We start from the raw sequence: 20,189 nt of genomic DNA, 5'->3' as shown, positions 1-20,189 counted from the left end.
CGGGGTGCTGGGAGGTCTTACTTCTTGGACGACGGGTGCTTGGGCCGCTGCGGGCCCTTGCGCTGTCCGGCCTTGCTCTGCCGGGTGCCGCCGCCGGCGGGCTTGGCCGGCTGCTTCGGCGTGGCGCCGGAGGGCTTGTCGGACTTCTCCAGCGAGGGCTTCTCCAGCGAGGGCCCCTCGGCCGGGTCGGCCGTCGCGGTCCCGGCGCCGCCCTGCTGGCGCTTGGCCTTGGTCTGCCGCTTGGGCTGCTGGCGGCGGGCGTTGGCGGCCTCGGCCTCGGCGACGGCGGGGTCGGCCTTGGTGACCGTGCCGTCGGCCTGGGCGGAGTAGCCTTCCTTGGCGAGCGCCGCGATGAACTTGCGCTCGTTGTCGTTGCGGTCCGGACCCTTGGCCACGATGGCGCGGACGATGTTGCGGCGGCGCCGGCCCCGGATCTCACCGTGCGTGGAGACGCTCTTCAGCAGCCGCTGGAGGTAGTTGTCCTGCGCCTTGCTGCCCGGGGTGGGGTTCTGGTTGATCACGTACATCTGCTGGCCCATGGTCCACACGTTGGTGGTCAGCCAGTAGACGAGGACGCCGACGGGGAAGTTGATGCCCATCACGGCGAAGATCAGCGGGAAGATGTACATCAGCATCTTCTGCTGTTGCATGTACGGGGTCTTCACCGTGAGGTCGACGTTCTTCTGCATCAGCTGGCGCTGCGTGTAGAACTGCGACAGCGACATCAGCACGATCATGATCGCCGTGACCACGCGGACGCTGACGATGTCGGCGTTGAGGCTGGCGACCTTCTCCGCGCTGTCGGTGAAGGTGGCGGCCAGCGGGGCGCCGAAGATGTGGGCCTCACGGGCGCTGGCGAGCAGCGGCTGGTCGATGACGCCGATGGTCTTGCCCGAGGCGATGCTGGACAGCACGTGGTAGAGGGCGAAGAAGAACGGCGACTGCGCCAGGATGGGCAGGCACGAGGACAGCGGGTTGGTGCCCGCGTCCTTGTACAGCTTCATCATCTCTTCTTGCTGGCGCTGGCGGTCGTTCTTGTAGCGCTCCTGGATCGCCTTCATCTTCGGCTGGAGCACCTGCATGTTCCGCATCGACTTGATCTGCTTCACGAAGAGCGGGATCAGGCAGATACGGATCAGCACCACGAGGGACACGATCGACAGACCCCAGGCCCAGCCCGTGTCGGGTCCGAAGACCGCGCCGTACAGCTTGTGGAACTGGACGATGATCCACGAGACGGGTGTGGTGATGAAGCTGAACAGACTGGCAATCGTGTCCACTAATCAGGCTCCTTGAGCATGGGGCGAGGTCTCGTCGGCCGGGCTCGTCTCGGCGGAGGGCCCGCCCTTGCCGCCGCGCAGTCGGTCGCGCAGCATTTCGTGCCACCGGGGGCGCTTACGTGGGGGAACGTGGTCGACGCCGCCCGGCGACCACGGGTTGCACCGCAGGATCCGCCAGGCGGTCAGGGCGGTGCCCTTGATCGCGCCGTGCCGGTCGATGGCGGTGAATCCGTAGTGCGAGCACGACGGGTAGTACCGGCAGACGGGGCCCAGCAGCGGGCTGATCGTCCACTGGTACAGCTTGATCAGGGCCAGCAGCGGGTACTTCATCGCGCGCCCCCTCCCAGCAACCGCTGAAGGGCGGCATCCAGGTCTCGGGCCAGCTGAGCGTGGTCGGCGTCGCCCGCTCCGGGCAGCGCCCGTACTACCACCAGGCTACCGGGGGGGAGCGAGGCCAGCCGGTCCCGTACCAGGTGGCGCAACCGGCGCTTGACGTGGTTGCGGACCACGGCACCGCCGACGGCCTTGCTGACAACGAAACCCGCACGGGTCGGAGGAGCGTTCTCCCCCAACGCGTGCGGGTCCGTGGCACCGCTTCGTAGATGGACGACGAGGAGCGGGCGCCCGGCCCGGCGTCCTCGGCGTACCGCGGTCGCGAAGTCCTCGCGCCGCCTCAGCCGATTCTCGGTAGGCAGCACGTCATGACCTGTGCGCGGTTCAGGCGGACAGGCTCGCGCGACCCTTGCTCCGGCGGGACGCGAGGATCGCGCGGCCGGCGCGGGTACGCATGCGCAGACGGAAACCGTGGGTCTTGGCACGACGACGGTTGTTCGGCTGGAAGGTGCGCTTGCTCACTCGGGGGCTCCAGAAGGGAATCGTGGGGTGGCGGGACATCGCCTGGCTGTCACCGTGCGCCCACGAGTAGCTCGCAATACGCCCGAGTGCACCGCTGAACGATCACCAGTGGTGACCTTTGCCCATCGGAGGCAGGCGGCAGCAGCCATCGACAACTCGACCTGGTTACGGTACGCGCGGCTACGCCATCCGGTCAAACCAGCCCCGGTCCGGCGCGGGGCCGGAGCCGGACGGGGGCGGGGCCGGGGCGGGAACGGGGCCGCTGGGCCGACCGGCGGCGGCACGCTATACACAGGCTGTGGACAACAACTTGAAGGACGAGAGTCCGCCCGTCTACCGTGGCTGAACTCGGATTCTTTTCCTGCCTGTCCTTCCATCCCGTCCCGAGAACCACACATTCTTGGGACCTGTGAGAGAGCGTGCCCTGTGGCTGACGTACCTGCCGATCTTGCCGCAGTCTGGCCGCGCGTCATCGACCAGCTCCTCGGCGACGGCGGCCAGCAGGGCATCGAGGCCAAGGACCGGCAGTGGATCGAGCGGTGCCAGCCGCTCGCCCTGGTCGCCGACACCGCGCTGCTCGCCGTCCCCAACGAATGGGGCAAGCGGGTGCTGGAGGGCCGTCTCGCCCCGCTGATCAGCGAGACCCTCAGCCGCGAGTGCGGGCGGCCGATCCGGATCGCGATCACCGTGGACGACTCGGCGGGCGAGCCGCCGGCCCCGCCCGGAGCGCCCGCGCACGACCGCCCGCGCTACGACGACCGCGCGCCGCAGGACGGCTACGGCGCCCCCGACTCGTACGACAAGCAGTACGAGAAGCAGCAGTACGACCGGCCCTACGACGGCTACGACGACGGCGGCGGCTACGGGCGCCAGCCGGACGGCGGCGGCTACTCCCCCCAGCAGCTGCCCGACGACGGGCTGCCCACGGCACGCCCCGCCTACCCCGACTACGTTCAGCAGCGCCCGGACCCGGGGGCCTGGCCTCGTACCCAGGAGGACCTCTCCTGGCAGCAGCAGCGGCTCGGCGGCTTCCCGGAGCGCGACCCCTACGCAAGCACCCGTCCCCCGCAGCAGCCGCATCGCGACTACCGCGGCCCGGGGCGCGGCGACTCCGCTCCGTACGACGCGCAGCCGGCCGACCGCCGGGAGCAGCCGGGCGGCGGCGCGCCCCTGACCGGCGGCTCCACCGGCTCCGGCAGCGGTACGGGGACGGGCAGCGGTGCCGGTGGGGCGGGCACCGGGCGGCCCGGTGAGCCGCACGCCCGGCTGAACCCGAAGTACCTCTTCGACACCTTCGTCATCGGCTCGTCGAACCGGTTCGCGCACGCGGCCGCGGTGGCGGTCGCCGAGGCGCCGGCCAAGGCGTACAACCCCCTCTTCATCTACGGGGAGTCGGGACTCGGCAAGACGCATCTGCTGCACGCCATCGGCCACTACGCGCGCAGCCTCTACCCGGGGACCCGGGTGCGGTACGTGAGCTCGGAGGAGTTCACCAACGAGTTCATCAACTCGATCCGCGACGGCAAGGGCGACACCTTCCGCAAGCGCTACCGCGATGTGGACATCCTGCTGGTGGACGACATCCAGTTCCTGGCGAGCAAGGAGTCGACGCAGGAGGAGTTCTTCCACACCTTCAACACCCTGCACAACGCCAACAAGCAGATCGTGCTCTCCTCGGACCGGCCGCCCAAGCAGCTGATGACCCTGGAGGACCGGCTGCGCAACCGCTTCGAGTGGGGCCTGACCACCGATGTGCAGCCGCCGGAGCTGGAGACGCGGATCGCGATCCTCCGCAAGAAGGCGGTGCAGGAGCAGCTGAACGCCCCGCCGGAGGTGCTGGAGTTCATCGCCTCGCGGATCTCCCGCAACATCCGGGAGCTGGAGGGGGCGCTGATCCGGGTGACGGCGTTCGCCAGCCTCAACCGCCAGCCGGTGGACCTGGGGCTGACCGAGGGCGTGCTGAAGGACCTGATCCCAGGTGGTGAGGACGCGGCCCCGGAGATCACGGCCGGCGCGATCATGGCGGCGACCGCGGACTACTTCGGGCTGACCGTCGAGGACCTGTGCGGCTCCTCGCGCAGCCGGGTGCTGGTGACGGCCCGCCAGATCGCCATGTACCTGTGCCGGGAGCTGACCGACCTCTCGCTGCCGAAGATCGGCGCGCAGTTCGGCGGCCGCGACCACACCACGGTGATGCACGCCGACCGCAAGATCCGCGCGCTGATGGCGGAGCGGCGCTCGATCTACAACCAGGTCACCGAGCTGACCAACCGCATCAAGGCGGGCTGAGGAGCCTGCCGGCGCAGGCGCGGACGACCTGAGACGAGGGGCCGCCCACGGATTTCCGTGGGCGGCCCCTCGTCGTCGACCGCGGTCGCGGTCGTCGGGGGCCGGGGGCCGGGAGCGGGTGCGCCGACGGGCGCGGTGGTGCGCGGGTGGAGCGGTACGCGACGAGGCCGGGCGGGACAGTACGCAATGGGGCGGTACGGGGTGGTCGCGCCGGAGCCGTGGTCGGTGGGGCCCGCGCGGGGTTTCCGTATCCACGGGCTGTGGACGCCCGCCGGGGTGAGCGGCGGGCGGTCGTCCGGAGGCCGGGGCGTTCGATTAGACGATCGGGTCACGGCCTCGTCCACAAGAATGCGGCCGAAGTGCCGTCCACACCCTGGGGACTGCCGAGTTGTCCAGAATCCATCCACAGAGGACCCTGGGGAGGAAAGATCACCGCACGTCAGACGGCTGTGGAATTGTGGCTGGCGCTCGTCCACAGGCTGTGGACAAGGTAGGTGTTCACCGCACCGGTCTGGCGTTGTCCACCGGCGGCCCACAGGCGGAGGCCCGTGATCCACAGCTTCTCCACACCCCTGTCCACTGTTCGGCAACTTCCGGACCCCCATCACCGCGCCGAGTGAAAGCGGTCACACGAGGTTGCCGGATTGGCCTGTGGGGAAGCGGGGTAAAACTGGGGACGGAGCTGTGGGGAAGTGGGGCCCGCCTGTGCATCGGGTGTGTATAAGTCCCCGGTGTCCACAGAAGGGGCCGGTTGTCCACCGGTGCCGCCCACAGGGCCAGTGGATAAAAAACCAGGGCTGACCTGCGCAAACGACGTTATCCACGGTTTCCACAGGCCCTACTACTACTCCCACTCATAGTTAGCTCGGAATCCGTTTCGAAGCAGGGCCTGTGCACAACTGGCTCTCGGGTGCCGGATCCCGATTTGACCCCGAGCCGCACCGGCTGTCGGCGGCGTGCGTCAGACTGGTCCAGCAGTCGACGAGAGCCAGCAACAGCAGGAGGCGGTTTCCGGTGAAGATCCGGGTGGAGCGCGATGTACTCGCGGAGGCGGTGGCCTGGGTGGCCCGCAGCCTTCCGGCCCGTCCGCCGGCGCCCGTTCTCGCGGGCCTTCTGCTGAAGGCCGAGGACGGCGCCCTCAGCTTCTCCAGCTTCGACTACGAGGTCTCCGCGCGGGTCTCCGTCGAGGCCGAGGTGGAGGAGGACGGCACGGTCCTCGTCTCCGGCCGCCTGCTCGCCGACATCTGCCGCGCCCTGCCCAACCGGCCGGTGGAGATCTCCACAGACGGTGTGCGGGCGACCGTGGTCTGCGGCTCCTCCCGCTTCACTCTCCACACCCTCCCGGTGGAGGAGTACCCGGCGCTGCCGGAGATGCCGACCGCCACCGGCACCGTCCCGGGTGAGGTCTTCGCCTCCGCCGCCGCCCAGGTCGCCATCGCCGCCGGCCGCGACGACACCCTCCCCGTGCTGACCGGTGTGCGCATCGAGATCGAGGGCGAGACGGTCACCCTGGCCTCCACCGACCGCTACCGCTTCGCGGTCCGCGAGTTCCGCTGGAAGCCCGAGTCCCCGGACGCCTCCGCGGTCGCTCTGGTACCCGCCAAGACCCTGCTGGACACCGCCAAGGCGCTCACCAGCGGCGACACGGTCACCCTGGCGCTCTCCGGCTCCGGCAAGGGCGAGGGCCTGATCGGCTTCGAGGGCGCCGGCCGCCGCACCACCACCCGGCTGCTGGAGGGCGACCTCCCCAAGTACCGCACCCTGTTCCCCACCGAGTTCAACTCGGTCGCGGTGATCGAGACCGCCCCCTTCGTGGAGGCCGTCAAGCGCGTCGCGCTGGTCGCCGAGCGGAACACCCCGGTCCGGCTCACCTTCGAGCAGGGCGTGCTCATCCTGGAGGCCGGCTCCAGCGACGACGCACAGGCTGTGGAGAGGGTCGACGCCCAGCTGGAGGGCGACGACATCTCCATCGCCTTCAACCCGACCTTCCTGCTGGACGGCCTGAGCGCGATCGACTCCCCGGTCGCCCAGCTGTCCTTCACCACCTCCACCAAGCCGGCGCTGCTGGGCGGCAAGCCCGCGCTGGACGCCGAGGCGGACGAGTCCTACAAGTACCTGATCATGCCGGTGCGGTTGAGCGGCTGATCGCCTGCCGAGCCTTCGTCCCCAGGGCTGGGGACGGGTGGGGACGGCGGTGGAGAGTGCGGCGAGGGGCGCTGCGCTGAGCGGCTGACGGGCGTCCGATGAGCGGGCGACCCCACAGGTGTGCACGGGGGTCCGGGCGTAGGCTCGGACGCGGGTTTCGCACCCCGGCACCATCCCGCGACACCCCCCTCGCAACTCTCCGCACACAACGATTGAGGATTCTCTGATGGAGCTCGGTCTCGTCGGTCTCGGCAAGATGGGCGGCAACATGCGCGAGCGCATCCGCCGCGCGGGTCACACCGTCATCGGGTACGACCGCAACCCGGACCTCGCCGACGTCAACAGCCTCGAGGAGCTGGTCGGCGCCCTCAAGGGGCCGCGGGTCGTGTGGGTCATGGTCCCGGCCGGTGCCGCCACCCAGGCCACCATCGACGAGCTCGCCCAGCTGCTCTCCCCCGGCGACGTGGTGGTGGACGGCGGCAACTCCCGCTGGACCGACGACGAGAGGCACGCCGTCGAGCTGGGCCTGAAGGACATCGGCTTCGTCGACTGCGGTGTCTCCGGCGGTGTCTGGGGCCTGGAGAACGGCTACGCGCTGATGTACGGCGGCACCGAGGAGAACGTCGCCAAGGTCCAGCCGGTCTTCGACGCGCTTAAGCCCGAGGGCGACTTCGGCGCCGTGCACGCCGGCAAGGTCGGCGCCGGCCACTTCGCCAAGATGGTCCACAACGGCATCGAGTACGCCATGATGCAGGCCTACGCCGAGGGCTGGGAGCTGCTGGAGAAGGTCGACTCCGTCACCGATGTGCGCGAGGTCTTCCGCTCCTGGCAGGAGGGCACCGTCATCCGCTCCTGGCTGCTCGACCTCGCGGTCAACGCGCTGGACGAGGACGAGCACCTGGAGCAGCTGCGCGGCTTCGCCCAGGACTCCGGCGAGGGCCGGTGGACGGTCGAGGCCGCCATCGACAACGCGGTCCCGCTGCCGGCGATCACCGCCTCGCTGTTCGCGCGGTTCGCCTCCCGGCAGGAGGACTCGCCGCAGATGAAGATGATCGCCGCGCTGCGCAACCAGTTCGGCGGCCACGCGGTCGAGGCCGCGAACAAGAAGTAGTCGTACCCGCGGGCGGAAGGCAGCCGGCGGGCGAAGCAGTCCACAGGCTGTGCACGGTGATGTGTACGGCCCCCGCCGGGGGAAGGTCGGCGCCACACCATGCACGTCACGCATCTGTCGCTGGCCGACTTCCGCTCCTACGCCCGGGCCGAGGTCCCTCTCGGCCCGGGCGTCAGCGTCTTCACCGGTGCCAACGGCCAGGGCAAGACCAACCTGGTGGAGGCGGTCGGCTATCTGGCCACCCTGGGCAGCCACCGGGTCTCCTCGGACGCCCCGCTGGTGCGCACCGGTGCCGAGCGCGCGATCATCCGCGCGGCCGTCACCCAGGGCGAGCGCTCCCAGCTGGTCGAGCTGGAACTCAACCCGGGCCGCGCCAACCGGGCCCGGATCAACCGCTCCTCCCAGGTGCGGCCCCGCGATGTGCTCGGCATCGTGCGCACCGTGCTCTTCGCCCCCGAGGACCTGGCCCTGGTCAAGGGCGACCCGGGTGAGCGGCGCCGCTTCCTGGACGAACTGGTCACCGCGCGCTCGCCGCGGATGGCCGGGGTGCGCTCGGACTACGAGCGGGTGCTGCGCCAGCGCAACACCCTGCTGAAGTCCGCCGCGATGGCCCGCCGGCACGGGGGACGGGGCATGGACCTGTCCACCCTGGACGTCTGGGACCAGCATCTGGCCCGGGCCGGCGCCGAACTGCTGGCGCAGCGCCTGAACCTGGTCGCCGCGCTCCAGCCGCTGGCCGCCAAGGCGTACGACCAGCTCGCTCCCGGCGGCGGCCCGGTGGCTCTGGAGTACCGGGGCGCCGCCCTCGCCGTGCGCCCCCGCGAGGAGCTGTACGAGGTGCTGCTGGCCGCGCTCGCCGAGGCCCGCAAGCAGGAGATCGAGCGCGGGGTCACCCTGGTCGGCCCGCACCGCGACGAACTCCAGCTGCGGCTGGGCGACCTGCCCGCCAAGGGGTACGCCAGCCATGGCGAGTCCTGGTCGTACGCGCTGGCCCTCCGGCTGGCCTCCTACGACCTGCTGCGCTCCGAGGGCAACGAGCCGGTGCTGGTGCTGGACGACGTCTTCGCGGAGCTGGACACCCGCCGCCGGGAGCGGCTCGCGGAGCTGGTCGCCCCCGGTGAGCAGGTGCTGGTCACCGCGGCGGTGGACGACGACGTCCCCGGGGTGCTCGCCGGGGTGCGCTACGACGTGGCGGAAGGAGAGGTGGTGCGGCGGTGAACTCCCCCTCCACACCCCCGCTGCCCGAGCCTCTGGGCTCCTCCGGCGCCTCGGCTCCCGGGCAGGGGCTGCCCGGCACGGGCCAGGGCCTGCCAGGGACGCCCAGTGCGGCCGGGCAGGACGGCGCCTCCGGGGTGGACCTGGCCCGGGTGGCGCTGCGCGCGGCCAAGGAGCAGGCCCGGGCGCGGGGCGCGGCCGCCCGCGACCGGAAGCAGGCCCGCCGGGGCGGCGGGCTGCGCTCGGGCGCCCGGGCCGACGGGCGCGACCCCCAGCCGCTGGGCGCCGCGATCAACCGGCTGATCACCGAGCGCGGTTGGGAGGCCCCGGCGGCGGTCGGTGGAGTGATGGGCCGCTGGCCGCAGATCGTCGGCGAGGACCTGGCCCGGCACTGCGCCCCGGTGCACTACGACGAGGAGCCCGACCAGCGGGTGCTGACCGTGAGCTGCGACTCCACCGCCTGGGCCACCCAGCTGCGGCTGCTGGCGCCCCGGCTGGTCGCCCGGCTCAACGAGGACCTGGGCCAGGGCACCGTACGGATGATCAAGGTGCTGGGCCCCGGCGGCCCCCGCCGCGGCTACGGCGGCCCCCTGCGCGCCCCGGGCAGCACCGGCCCGGGCGACACCTACGGCTGAGGGCGGCACCTACGGCTGAGGGCGGCGCGGAGGCCGACGAGAGCGCCGGCTGCGGCGGACGGCCGCACCTACGGCGGACGCTCATGCCTACGGCGGACGGGACCTCGTCCTCGTACCGCTGCCCCTTCCCGTACGGCTGCGCCCGCTCCCGTCCCGGGGGCGGCCGGGTACCGGCGCCCCATCCCCGTGGCCCCTCCCCTCCCTGTGGGCGATGTTTCACGTGAAACATCGCCCACAGGCGTATCGGGAGCCAACCCGATCCGATACCCCGGTGGCCGTCGCGCACGCCCGCCACGGGGCCGGTCGGCGGGTTCGGGGGGTTCCGTACCCGCCGGTCGGTACGGAGGGGGTCGGACCGTCGCGAGCGGTTGACGGCCCGAAGCTCTGAGTGGCGGTGTGAGCCTCTTGGAGCCCCGGCCCGTATATGGGGAGTCGGACGGTGGCGGTTCAGGGCGGCACATGCGTACTCAGGCACCCGCAAACGGCCACGAGTGTCAGTGCTACCGGTAGACTGCTAGGTAATCCCGCCCCTGCGGAAATGTCGAACGACGCAGCCGCTCCCGGATGGTCCGAGAGACGGCTTGTGCTGTGCCAGAAAGGGCGCTTCGTGGCCGATTCCGGCAACCCCAACGAGAACATTCCGTCCACTGCCGCCGGCCAGAGCGGCGAGGCCCCTGCGCAGGGGGCCTCGTCGTATGACGCCAGCGCCATCACCGTCCTCGAAGGGCTGGACGCGGTCCGCAAGCGGCCGGGCATGTACATCGGCTCGACCGGTGAGCGCGGCCTGCACCACATGGTGCAGGAGGTCGTGGACAACTCCATCGACGAGGCGCTGGCCGGTTACGCGGACACCATCGATGTGACGATCCTGGCCGACGGCGGCGTGCGGGTGGTCGACAACGGCCGAGGCATCCCGGTGGGCATCCACCCGGTGGAGAAGAAGCCGGCGGTCGAGGTCGTGCTCACCGTGCTGCACGCGGGCGGCAAGTTCGGCGGCGGCGGGTACTCCGTCTCCGGCGGTCTGCACGGTGTCGGCGTCTCCGTGGTCAACGCGCTCTCCAGCAAGGTCGCGGTGGACATCAAGACCGACGGCTACCGCTGGACCCAGGAGTACAAGCTCGGCGTCCCCACCGCCCCGCTGGCCCAGCACGAGGCGGTCCAGGACACCGGCACCACGGTGACCTTCTGGGCCGACCCGGACGTCTTCGAGACCACCGAGTACTCCTTCGAGACGCTGTCCCGGCGGTTCCAGGAGATGGCGTTCCTCAACAAGGGCGTCACCATCAACCTGACCGACGAGCGCGAGTCGGCCAAGGCCACGATGAACGCCGACGACCCGGACGCCGCCGAGGCGACCGAGGAGCAGCCGGCCCGCACGGTGTCGTACTACTACGAGGGCGGCATCGTCGACTTCGTGAAGTACCTCAACTCGCGCAAGGGCGAGCTGATCCACCCCACCGTCATCTCGATCGAGGCCGAGGACAAGGAGCGGATGCTCTCGGCGGAGATCGCGATGCAGTGGAACTCGCAGTACAGCGAGGGGGTCCACTCGTTCGCCAACGTCATCCACACCCATGAGGGCGGTACGCACGAGGAGGGCTTCCGGGCCGCGCTGACCGGTCTGGTCAACCGCTACGCCCGCGACCGCAAGCTGCTGCGGGAGAAGGACGACAACCTCACCGGCGACGACATCCGCGAGGGCCTGACGGCGATCATCTCCGTCAAGCTGGGCGAGCCGCAGTTCGAGGGCCAGACCAAGACCAAGCTGGGCAACACCGAGGTCAAGACCTTCGTCCAGAAGGTGGTCCACGAGCACCTGACGGACTGGTTCGACCGCAACCCCAACGAGGCCGCGGACATCATCCGCAAGTCCATCCAGGCCGCCACCGCGCGCGTCGCCGCCCGCAAGGCGCGCGACCTGACCCGCCGCAAGGGCCTGCTGGAGTCCGCCTCACTGCCGGGCAAGCTGAGCGACTGCCAGTCCAACGACCCGACCAAGTGCGAGATCTTCATCGTCGAGGGTGACTCCGCCGGCGGCTCGGCGAAGTCCGGCCGCAACCCGATGTACCAGGCGATCCTGCCCATCCGCGGCAAGATCCTGAACGTCGAGAAGGCCCGGGTCGACAAGATCCTGCAGAACACCGAGGTCCAGGCGCTGATCTCGGCCTTCGGCACCGGGGTCCACGAGGACTTCGACATCGAGAAGCTCCGCTACCACAAGATCATTCTCATGGCGGACGCCGACGTCGACGGCCAGCACATCAACACCCTGCTGCTGACCTTCCTCTTCCGCTTCATGCGGCCGCTGGTCGAGGCGGGGCACGTCTACCTCTCCCGCCCGCCGCTGTACAAGATCAAGTGGGGTCGGGACGACTTCGAGTACGCGTACTCCGACCGCGAGCGCGACGCCCTGGTCGAGCTGGGCAAGCAGAACGGCAAGCGCATCCGCGAGGACTCCATCCAGCGCTTCAAGGGCCTCGGCGAGATGAACGCCGAGGAGCTGCGGATCACCACGATGGACGTCGACCACCGGGTCCTCGGCCAGGTCACCCTGGACGACGCGGCCCAGGCGGACGACCTCTTCTCGGTGCTGATGGGCGAGGACGTCGAGGCCCGGCGCTCCTTCATCCAGCGCAACGCCAAGGACGTCCGCTTCCTCGACATCTGAGTCGGTCTCGGCTGAGTACCGCACGAAAGGACTGATCACCGGCCATGGCCGACGAGAACACGCCCGACCCCACCGAGCCGACCCCCGCCGCCGCCGTCGAGGCGGCGGCCGCGGTGGAGGACGAGACGCAGCTGCGGATCGAGCCCGTGGGGCTCGAGACGGAGATGCAGCGCTCCTACCTCGACTACGCGATGTCCGTCATCGTCTCGCGCGCGCTGCCGGACGTCCGGGACGGCCTCAAGCCCGTCCACCGCCGGGTGCTCTACGCGATGTACGACGGCGGCTACCGGCCCGAGAAGGGCTTCTACAAGTGCGCCCGCGTCGTCGGCGACGTGATGGGCACCTACCACCCGCACGGCGACACCTCCATCTACGACGCCCTGGTCCGGCTCGCCCAGCCCTGGTCGATGCGGATGCCGCTGGTGGACTCCAACGGCAACTTCGGTTCCCCGGGCAACGACCCGGCCGCGGCCATGCGGTACACCGAGTGCAAGATGGCGCCGCTGTCCATGGAGATGCTCCGGGACATCGACGAGGAGACCGTCGACTTCCAGGACAACTACGACGGCCGCAACCAGGAGCCGACGGTTCTGCCGTCCCGCTTCCCGAACCTCCTGGTCAACGGCTCGGCCGGGATCGCGGTCGGCATGGCGACCAACATCCCGCCGCACAACCTGCGCGAGGTCGCGGCCGGCGCCCAGTGGGCGCTGGAGCACCCGGACGCCAGCCACGAGGAGCTGCTGGACGCGCTGATCGAGCGCATCAAGGGCCCCGACTTCCCCACCGGTGCCCTGGTCGTCGGCCGCAAGGGCATCGAGGAGGCGTACCGCACCGGGCGCGGCTCCATCACGATGCGCGCCGTGGTCGAGGTCGAGGAGATCCAGAACCGCCAGTGCCTGGTGGTCACCGAGCTGCCCTACCAGGTCAACCCGGACAACCTTGCCCAGAAGATCGCCGACCTGGTCAAGGACGGCAAGGTCGGCGGCATCGCCGACGTCCGCGACGAGACCTCCTCGCGGACCGGGCAGCGCCTGGTCATCGTCCTCAAGCGGGACGCGGTCGCCAAGGTCGTGCTGAACAACCTCTACAAGCACACCGACCTCCAGACCAACTTCGGCGCCAACATGCTGGCCCTGGTCGACGGGGTGCCGCGCACCCTCTCGCTGGACGCGTTCATCCGCAACTGGGTGACGCACCAGATCGAGGTCATCGTCCGGCGCACCCGCTTCCGGCTGCGCAAGGCCGAGGAGCGCGCCCACATCCTGCGCGGTCTGCTGAAGGCGCTGGACGCCATCGACGAGGTCATCGCGCTGATCCGGCGCAGCGACACCGTCGAGATCGCCCGCGGCGGCCTGATGGAGCTGCTGGAGATCGACGAGATCCAGGCCAACGCGATCCTGGAGATGCAGCTCCGCCGGCTCGCCGCCCTGGAGCGCCAGAAGATCATCCAGGAGCACGACGAGCTCCAGGCCCGGATCCGCGAGTACAACGAGATCCTGGGCTCGGAGTCCCGCCAGCGCCAGATCGTCAGCGAGGAGCTGGCCGCGCTGGTCGAGAAGTTCGGCGACGACCGGCGCTCCAAGCTGGTGCCCTTCGAGGGCGACATGTCCATCGAGGACCTGATCGCCGAGGAGGACATCGTCGTCACCGTCACCCGCGGCGGCTACGTCAAGCGGACCAAGACCTTCGACTACCGCGCCCAGAAGCGCGGCGGCAAGGGCGTGCGCGGGACGAAGCTGCGCGAGGACGACATCGTCGACCACTTCTTCGTCTCCACCACGCACCACTGGCTGCTGTTCTTCACCAACAAGGGCCGGGTCTACCGGGCCAAGGCCTACGAGCTCCCGGACGCCGGACGGGAGGCCCGCGGCCAGCACGTCGCCAACCTGCTGGCCTTCCAGCCGGACGAGCAGATCGCCGAGATCCTGGCCATCCGCGACTACGACGCCGTGCCCTACCTGGTGCTCGCCACCAAGGCCGGACTGGTCAAGAAGACCCCGCTGAAGGACTACGACTCGGCCCGCTCCGGCGGTGTCATCGCCATCAACCTCCGTGAGATGGAGGACGGCCGCGATGACGAGCTGATCGGCGCCGAGCTGGTCTCGGCCGAGGACGACCTGCTGCTCATCAGCAGGAAGGCCCAGTCGATCAGGTTCACCGCGACGGACGACGCGCTGCGCCCGATGGGCCGCGCCACCTCGGGCGTCAAGGGCATGAGCTTCCGCGAGGGAGACGAACTGCTCTCGATGAATGTCGTCCGGCCCGGTACGTTCGTCTTCACCGCCACCGACGGCGGGTACGCCAAGCGCACCCCCGTCGACGAGTACCGCGTCCAGGGGCGTGGCGGCCTCGGGATCAAGGCTGCGAAGATCGTGGAGGACCGCGGTTCACTGGTCGGCGCGCTGGTGGTGGAGGAGACCGACGAGATCCTCGCCATCACGCTGTCCGGTGGTGTGATCCGTACGCGAGTCAGCGGAGTCAGGGAGACGGGCCGTGACACCATGGGCGTCCAACTGATCAACCTGGGCAAGCGCGACGCCGTCGTGGGCATCGCCCGCAACGCCGAGGCCGGCCGCGAGGCCGAAGAGGTCGACGGGACGGCGGAAACCGACGGGACCGAGGGAACCGAAGGGACCCCCGGCACCGACTTGACCAACGGTACCGATGGCACCACCGGTACCGGCGGGAACACCGGGACGGACGCGTCCGGTGGGACCGGGGCGACCGAACCGGCAGGCAGCGCCGGCGAGGACGCCGACACCGCGGCAGCCGCACCGAGCGGTGCCGCGGAAGCAGCGGCCGAGGACACGGAGTCCCCGGCCGGGGAGCACGAGGAGTAGATCGTGAGCGGAGCCACGGGCGCCGGGTCGGCCACTACCGGAACGGACGGGTCCCGTGGCTCCGCCGCGGACTCCCAGGGAGCAGCGGTGACCACGTACGACGACGGCCCCCTTCCGGCCGACCGCCCCGCCTCGGGGAAGAAGTCGGCGCAGCCCTACCACCCCCCGCAGGCCTACGCGGCCCAGGGCGGCGGCCAGGGCAAGGGCGGCGGCAGCAGTTCCGGTTCGCCGGACGGGGCCGGGGTCCGCCGGCCGCGTACGGGGGCGAAGACCACGCCCCGTACCCGCAAGGCCCGCCTCCGGGTGGCCAAGGCGGACCCGTGGTCGGTGATGAAGGTGAGCTTCCTGCTCTCCATCGCGCTCGGCATCTGCACGGTGGTGGCGGCGGCGGTGCTCTGGATGGTCATGGACGCGATGGGCGTGTTCTCGACCGTCGGCGGCACCATCAGCGAGGCGACCGGCTCCAACGAGAGCAACGGCTTCGACCTCCAGGCCTTCCTGTCGCTGCCGCGCGTGCTGATCTTCACGTCGGTGATCGCGGTGATCGACGTCGTCCTGGCCACCGCGCTGGCGACGCTCGGCGCCTTCATCTACAACCTGTCCGCGGGCTTCGTGGGCGGCGTGGAGCTGACCCTCGCCGAGGACGAGTAGCCGGCCGGTGGCGGGTGGTGCGGGCCGCGTCCCGCACCACCCCCACGTCGCCGCGGGGCGGGTCCACCGCCCCCGGCCTGCGATTTGGGAACTCCCGGCTCGGTGCGCTAATCTTCAGAGGTCAGCGCGCAGCGCGGAGGGGCTATAGCTCAGTTGGTTAGAGCGCATCCCTGATAAGGATGAGGCCACAGGTTCAAATCCTGTTAGCCCCACAGCAGAGAAGACCTCCCACCGATCACGGTGGGAGGTCTTCGGCTTTTCCCGCCGCCACCTAGATCACCGATTGGTATCGGCCGGTGTGTATAGTCGGGCGGCGAAAGGGTCTTCTATGTCAAGGAAAGACGAGGTCGCGCGGTGAAGAAGCTTCTCCTGGTCGCACTGGCCGCCATCGCAGGGCTCTTCGTGTACCGCCAGATCCAGGCGGATCGCGCCGAGCAGGACCTGTGGACGGAGGCGACCGACTCCGTGCCCGCAGGTACGGGCGTCTGAGCCGGACGCACACATACTGCAGACGAGCCCCGGTCGCCGAGCGCGACCGGGGCTTCTCGCTGTCCGGGGGGCCGGGAGGGGACGAAGAGGGGCAGCGGATGTGCGCGGACCATTGCGTACGGTGGTGCGGAGGTGACATTCCGTGCCGGGAATTCGCCTTGGCAAAGCACAGTGATGTGATGTGACGAGTGCTCGCGGTGATGAGGGGGCGCGGTGAGGGGCGGACGGATACCCGGCGTACGGGCGGCACGGGGCCTGCGGGTGGGAGCGGTGCTGGTGGCGCTGGTGGCGGTGCCCGCCTGGCCGGGGGGCGGCGCGGCGGTCGGTGCCGGGGGCGGTGGGGCCGCTGCGGGCGGTGGGCCGTATGCGTACCGGTTCGCGAAGGGTGCCGTGGCGGTGCGCGGTGCACCGACCCCGACCCAGGCGCCGACGCTCGCCGCGGGAGGGGTGTACCGGGACGCGGTGCCCGCCGGCGGGACGCGCGTCTACCGGCTGGACCTGGACGACCGCTCGGGTGCGTATGTCTCGGCCGTCGCCGTTCCCCCGCCGACCGCCCGGGTGGGCATCGCCGAGGGGGTGGCCGTCTCGATCCGCGACCCGGGCGGGCGGGTCTGCGGCTCCCGGGAGGCGCGGTTCGGCACCGCGGCGTTCCCCCGCCCGCTCGCCGCCTCCGCCGGCCGCACGGGCACCGAGGGGGCCTCGGCCTGCCGCCGGGCGGGAACCTATCTCGCGGTCGTCGAGCGACTGGGCGGTGAGGGCGGTGTCGCGGGGGCGGGGGACTGGCAGGTGGAGCTCCGCTACGAGCGGGAGCCGGCGCTCCGTGGCGGGGTGCCGTCGGGGGCAGGTGAGGGGTCCTCAGCACCTGTGGACGGGAACGAGGGTGACGGGGGCTCGGATGCCGGGCCGGGGGGCGGAGAGCCGGGGGTACGGGTCGGGGGCGGCGGGTTCTCGGAGGCGGCCGCGCTGGCCTCCGGGGAGTGGGACGACCGGATCGAGCCGGGGCAGTCCCGCTTCTACCGGGTGCCGGTCGACTGGGGGCAGCGGGTCTCCGCCCGGGTCGCCGGGGGCGCGCTGGCGGTGACGCTGTACAACCCGGTGCAGGGCATGGTCGCGGCCGCGGAGACGGTGGCCGCCTCCCCGGGGCGGCCGATGGCGGCCGAGCTGCCGGTGCTGCCACCGGTGCGGTACGAGAACCGGTACGGGGGTGAGTCGCCGGATGGGCGGGCCAGACCGGGGGATGTGCGGTTCGCGGGGTGGTACTACCTGGTGGTCAGCGCGCGGCCGGAGACGGCCGGTACGGGACGGTACGGGCTCCGTCTCTCCGTGCGGGTCACCGGCGCCGCGCGGCCGGGGCCCGGGTACGAGGGGCCGCCGGGGGTCTTCACGGTCACGGACGCCGACCGGCGGGCCGCCGCCCCGGCCACCGCCGCCCCCGCGTCCTCGGCCGCCGGACGCCCGGGGATGCGGCTGCTCGCCACCGCCGCGTTCGGCACCGGGACGGCCCTGCTGGTGGGGCTGGCGGGCTGGACGCTGATCGCCCGCCGACGGGCCCGCGGCGCGCACTGACGGCTTCACCCCTGGGCGAGGGCCCAGAAGCCGATGGCGAAGCAGAGCAGGGCCAGGAGCACGACGGCCAGGGCGGTCCTGGGGGAGGGCCCGGGGCGGGGAGGGGCGGTAGGCGGGGTGGGCCGGGGGGTGGTGTACGGGAGGGTGGGGCCGGTTCCTCGGTGCGGTGACGGGGCGCCGGGGGCCGGAGGCGCGGCGGGGCCGGGTGGGGGCGGGTGCGGCGCCGGTGCGGGGGCGGATGTGGAGGCGGTGCCGCCGCCGGTCAGGGCGGAGGCGGGCGCGTAGTGGACCGGGATGCCCTCCGGGCGCCCGGGCTCGGATACGCGGCGGTGCCGGCCGGCGGGACGGGGCGGGTACGGGGTCGGAGGTGGGGTCGGGGTCCCGGCAGGTGGGACCTCGGGCGGGGTCGGGCCGTACGGTCGTTCCTCCGAGCCGTACCGTCGTCCCTCCGGGCCGTACTGTCGTCCCTCCGGGCCGTACCGCTCCTTGGGTCCGTACTGTCGTCCCTCCGGGCCGTACCGCTCCTCGGGTCCGTACCGGCGGTCCTCCGGGCCGTTCGGGCCGAAACCGGGGGGTAGGGGGCCGATCTGGTCGAATATCTCGACGGGTTCGTCCTCCTCCCCCGACGGCGGGCCGGGCAGCAGCTCGACGGCGGAGGCCAGCGCCTTCCGGGCGGCGGTGGCGGTGCGGAAACGTGCCTGCGGATCGGTGTGCAGAAGGTGGCGGAGCGCCTGCCACAGCGGCTCGGGGACGCCCGCCGGGGCGGTCGCGGTGTCCTGGGCGGCGAAGTGCCCCGCCAGCGCCTGCCCGTCGGGTTGGCGGCCCAGCAGCAGATAGAGCCCGACCAGTCCGGCCGCGTACAGGTCGGCGGGGAAGTCGGGCTCGGCTCCGTCCAGTTGCTCGGGGGCGAAGAAGCCGGGCGTCCCGACCACATGGTCGGTCTCGGTGAGCCGGGGCTCGCCCTTGCGCATGGCGATGCCGAAGTCGGTCAGCCGCAGGTGCGGGCGGCCCGTGCCGGTCGCCTCCAGCAGCAGGTTGGCCGGCTTGACGTCCCGGTGGACCAGGCCCTCGGCGTGCACCGCGGCGAGCCCGGCGAGGAGCTGGTCGAGCAGTACGCAGACCAGCCGTGGCGGCAGCGGCCCGTAGTCGCCGATGACGTGCGCCAGCGAGCCGCCGCGCACCAGGTCCATGGTGAACAGCACCTTGTCGTCGTCGGCCGCCCAGCTGGCCGGGGCGAGGACATGCGGGTGGTCGATGCGCACCGCCTGCTCGCGGACGAAGCGCAGCAGGGCGTACGCGTCGCTCTGCCGGAGCACCTTGGCGGCCACGTACCGCCGCCGCCGGTGGTCCCAGGCCCGCCACACCGCTCCGGCGCCGCCGCGCCCGATCGGGTCGACGAGCTCGTACCGCCCGGCGAACACCTCACCCATGCCCCCACCTTCCGGCCCCCGCGCCCGCCCCGCTGTAAGGCTTCCGGCCCCCGGACCCGCCCCCTCGGGTCCGGACCGCCGACGTCAGTGCTGGTGCGACTCGTAGTGCGCCACCGCGTCGGCGGTGCGCCCGGCCCCGTACACCCGCAGGAACTCGGCGAGTTCCGGGTGGGCGGGGGCGAGCGAGTCGGCCGCGTCGATGATGTCCCCGGCGGCGGCGACGGAACGCAGCAGCGACTGGATCTCGCGGACGACCCGGCGCACGGTCGGGGCACCCGTACCGGAGGAGGACTGGCCGGTGGCGGTGAGCACCGAGCCGCCCTGGGACTTCTTGATCTCGTCCATCCGGGCCGTCGCCTCGGCGGCGCTGGCGCTGCCGTCCGCGACCTGGCCGGCCAGCTCCTGGAGGGCCTGCACCCGCTGGACGACGGCCGGGTTGCCGATCTTGGCGCGCTGACCGCTCATCAGCTGGGAGAGCATGGGGGCCGACAGCCCGAGCACCGCGGCGAGCCGGGCCTGGTTGAGGCCGAGGTCGTCGATCAGCCGGCGGAAGAGCGCTCCCAGGGGCTCCCCGTACCAGCTGCGCTGGAGCTCTCTGGCTCTCGCGGTCGCTTCCTGCTGTACTGCGTCCATTGCGTCTCCCCATCGCTGCGGTTCGCTGCTGCGAACCTGGCCAGCATCCTACGGAGAGCGGTCGCTTACCGGGAGTCCCAAACCTTTTGCCGCACACCCCCGGGGACCCGGTACTCTGGTTCCCGGCGGCAGTCAGGCGCGATCATGGGCCTGGCGGCGGCCACCCGTCACGGGGCCTTAGCTCAGTTGGTAGAGCGCTGTCTTTGCATGGCAGATGTCAGGGGTTCGACTCCCCTAGGCTCCACTCGGATCAGTTGGATCACTCGGTTCAGTCGGATCCACTCGGCTCCACTTCGAGAAGCCCCTCCGTACCGTGGGAACGCGGTCGGAGGGGCTTTTCGCATGGGGGGTGCCGTCGTGGGGCGTCGGGGGCTGCGGGCCG

General features: G+C 71.3%; 16 protein-coding genes and 2 tRNA genes. 12 read left to right on the top strand and 6 right to left on the bottom strand.

Annotation, left to right across the window (positions count from 1 at the left end; all coding sequences use genetic code 11):
* Nucleotides 1-17: 17 nt before the first annotated feature.
* From yidC to rpmH, 4 genes are read right to left on the bottom strand one after another with little or no spacing between them, the layout of a single operon-like run.
* The gene (yidC, locus tag M1O15_RS02440; protein ID WP_248631476.1) at nucleotides 18-1,280 is read right to left on the bottom strand and encodes a membrane protein insertase YidC; all 1,263 of its coding nucleotides are present in this window, start codon (nucleotides 1,278-1,280) and stop codon (nucleotides 18-20) included.
* A 3-nt stretch (nucleotides 1,281-1,283) separates the two neighbouring features.
* A complete protein-coding gene (yidD, locus tag M1O15_RS02435; RefSeq protein ID WP_248631475.1) occupies nucleotides 1,284-1,610 on the bottom strand; it encodes a membrane protein insertion efficiency factor YidD in 327 nt (108 codons plus the stop codon).
* The gene (gene rnpA, locus M1O15_RS02430) at nucleotides 1,607-1,978 is read right to left on the bottom strand and encodes a ribonuclease P protein component (protein ID WP_248631474.1); all 372 of its coding nucleotides are present in this window, start codon (nucleotides 1,976-1,978) and stop codon (nucleotides 1,607-1,609) included. Before rnpA ends, yidD begins: the two co-directional genes overlap by 4 nt.
* A 19-nt stretch (nucleotides 1,979-1,997) precedes the next feature.
* Nucleotides 1,998-2,135, bottom strand: a complete 138-nt coding sequence (gene rpmH / locus M1O15_RS02425) for a 50S ribosomal protein L34 (RefSeq protein WP_006348049.1) — start codon at nucleotides 2,133-2,135, stop codon at nucleotides 1,998-2,000.
* Nucleotides 2,136-2,561: 426 nt separating this feature from the next.
* On the opposite strand from rpmH, the gene dnaA reads away from it, so the two are divergent.
* The 11 genes from dnaA (at nucleotide 2,562) to M1O15_RS02370 (ending at nucleotide 17,744) form a co-directional block, all read left to right on the top strand.
* Nucleotides 2,562-4,424: a chromosomal replication initiator protein DnaA gene (gene dnaA / locus M1O15_RS02420; protein WP_248631473.1), complete on the top strand. Its 1,863-nt coding sequence runs from the start codon at nucleotides 2,562-2,564 to the stop codon at nucleotides 4,422-4,424.
* 1,014 nt (nucleotides 4,425-5,438) lie between these two features.
* Nucleotides 5,439-6,569: a DNA polymerase III subunit beta gene (gene dnaN, locus M1O15_RS02415; RefSeq protein ID WP_248631472.1), complete on the top strand. Its 1,131-nt coding sequence runs from the start codon at nucleotides 5,439-5,441 to the stop codon at nucleotides 6,567-6,569.
* Nucleotides 6,570-6,795: 226 nt separating this feature from the next.
* Complete coding sequence (gene gnd / locus M1O15_RS02410) at nucleotides 6,796-7,680, top strand: phosphogluconate dehydrogenase (NAD(+)-dependent, decarboxylating) (RefSeq protein ID WP_248631471.1); 885 nt, start codon at nucleotides 6,796-6,798, stop codon at nucleotides 7,678-7,680.
* A 99-nt stretch (nucleotides 7,681-7,779) separates the two neighbouring features.
* On the top strand, nucleotides 7,780-8,898 hold the full coding sequence (recF, locus tag M1O15_RS02405) for a DNA replication/repair protein RecF (RefSeq protein WP_248631470.1): 1,119 nt from the start codon (nucleotides 7,780-7,782) through the stop codon (nucleotides 8,896-8,898).
* Nucleotides 8,899-8,966: 68 nt separating this feature from the next.
* The gene (locus M1O15_RS02400; protein ID WP_248631692.1) at nucleotides 8,967-9,530 is read left to right on the top strand and encodes a DciA family protein; all 564 of its coding nucleotides are present in this window, start codon (nucleotides 8,967-8,969) and stop codon (nucleotides 9,528-9,530) included.
* 583 nt (nucleotides 9,531-10,113) lie between these two features.
* Entirely contained in the window at nucleotides 10,114-12,198 is a 2,085-nt protein-coding gene (gene gyrB / locus M1O15_RS02395) for a DNA topoisomerase (ATP-hydrolyzing) subunit B (protein ID WP_248631469.1), read from the top strand.
* Nucleotides 12,199-12,242: 44 nt separating this feature from the next.
* The gene (gene gyrA / locus M1O15_RS02390; RefSeq protein WP_282576165.1) at nucleotides 12,243-15,038 is read left to right on the top strand and encodes a DNA gyrase subunit A; all 2,796 of its coding nucleotides are present in this window, start codon (nucleotides 12,243-12,245) and stop codon (nucleotides 15,036-15,038) included.
* 3 nt (nucleotides 15,039-15,041) lie between these two features.
* The gene (locus M1O15_RS02385) at nucleotides 15,042-15,689 is read left to right on the top strand and encodes a DUF3566 domain-containing protein (protein WP_248631468.1); all 648 of its coding nucleotides are present in this window, start codon (nucleotides 15,042-15,044) and stop codon (nucleotides 15,687-15,689) included.
* Between the two features lie 138 nt (nucleotides 15,690-15,827).
* Nucleotides 15,828-15,901: transfer RNA gene (locus M1O15_RS02380), tRNA-Ile, on the top strand.
* A 142-nt stretch (nucleotides 15,902-16,043) separates the two neighbouring features.
* Nucleotides 16,044-16,178, top strand: coding sequence for a DLW-39 family protein (locus M1O15_RS02375; protein ID WP_248631467.1), 135 nt, complete (start codon nucleotides 16,044-16,046; stop codon nucleotides 16,176-16,178).
* Nucleotides 16,179-16,574: 396 nt separating this feature from the next.
* Nucleotides 16,575-17,744, top strand: a complete 1,170-nt coding sequence (locus tag M1O15_RS02370) for a hypothetical protein (protein ID WP_248631466.1) — start codon at nucleotides 16,575-16,577, stop codon at nucleotides 17,742-17,744.
* 5 nt (nucleotides 17,745-17,749) lie between these two features.
* On the opposite strand, the gene M1O15_RS02365 is transcribed toward M1O15_RS02370, so the two are convergent.
* Together M1O15_RS02365 and M1O15_RS02360 are read right to left on the bottom strand one after the other, a co-directional pair.
* Nucleotides 17,750-19,174, bottom strand: a complete 1,425-nt coding sequence (locus M1O15_RS02365; RefSeq protein WP_248631465.1) for a serine/threonine-protein kinase — start codon at nucleotides 19,172-19,174, stop codon at nucleotides 17,750-17,752.
* Nucleotides 19,175-19,258: 84 nt separating this feature from the next.
* Entirely contained in the window at nucleotides 19,259-19,807 is a 549-nt protein-coding gene (locus M1O15_RS02360) for a helix-turn-helix domain-containing protein (protein ID WP_248631464.1), read from the bottom strand.
* A gap of 171 nt (nucleotides 19,808-19,978) precedes the next feature.
* On the opposite strand from M1O15_RS02360, the gene M1O15_RS02355 reads away from it, so the two are divergent.
* Nucleotides 19,979-20,051, top strand: a tRNA-Ala gene (locus M1O15_RS02355).
* Nucleotides 20,052-20,189 lie beyond the last annotated feature (138 nt).

Source organism: Streptomyces lichenis, assembly GCF_023218175.1.
GTDB classification, from domain to species: Bacteria; Actinomycetota; Actinomycetes; order Streptomycetales; family Streptomycetaceae; genus Streptomyces; species Streptomyces lichenis.
Note: the sequence above shows the minus strand (reverse complement) of the source record. Positions and strands in the feature narration are given on the sequence as shown.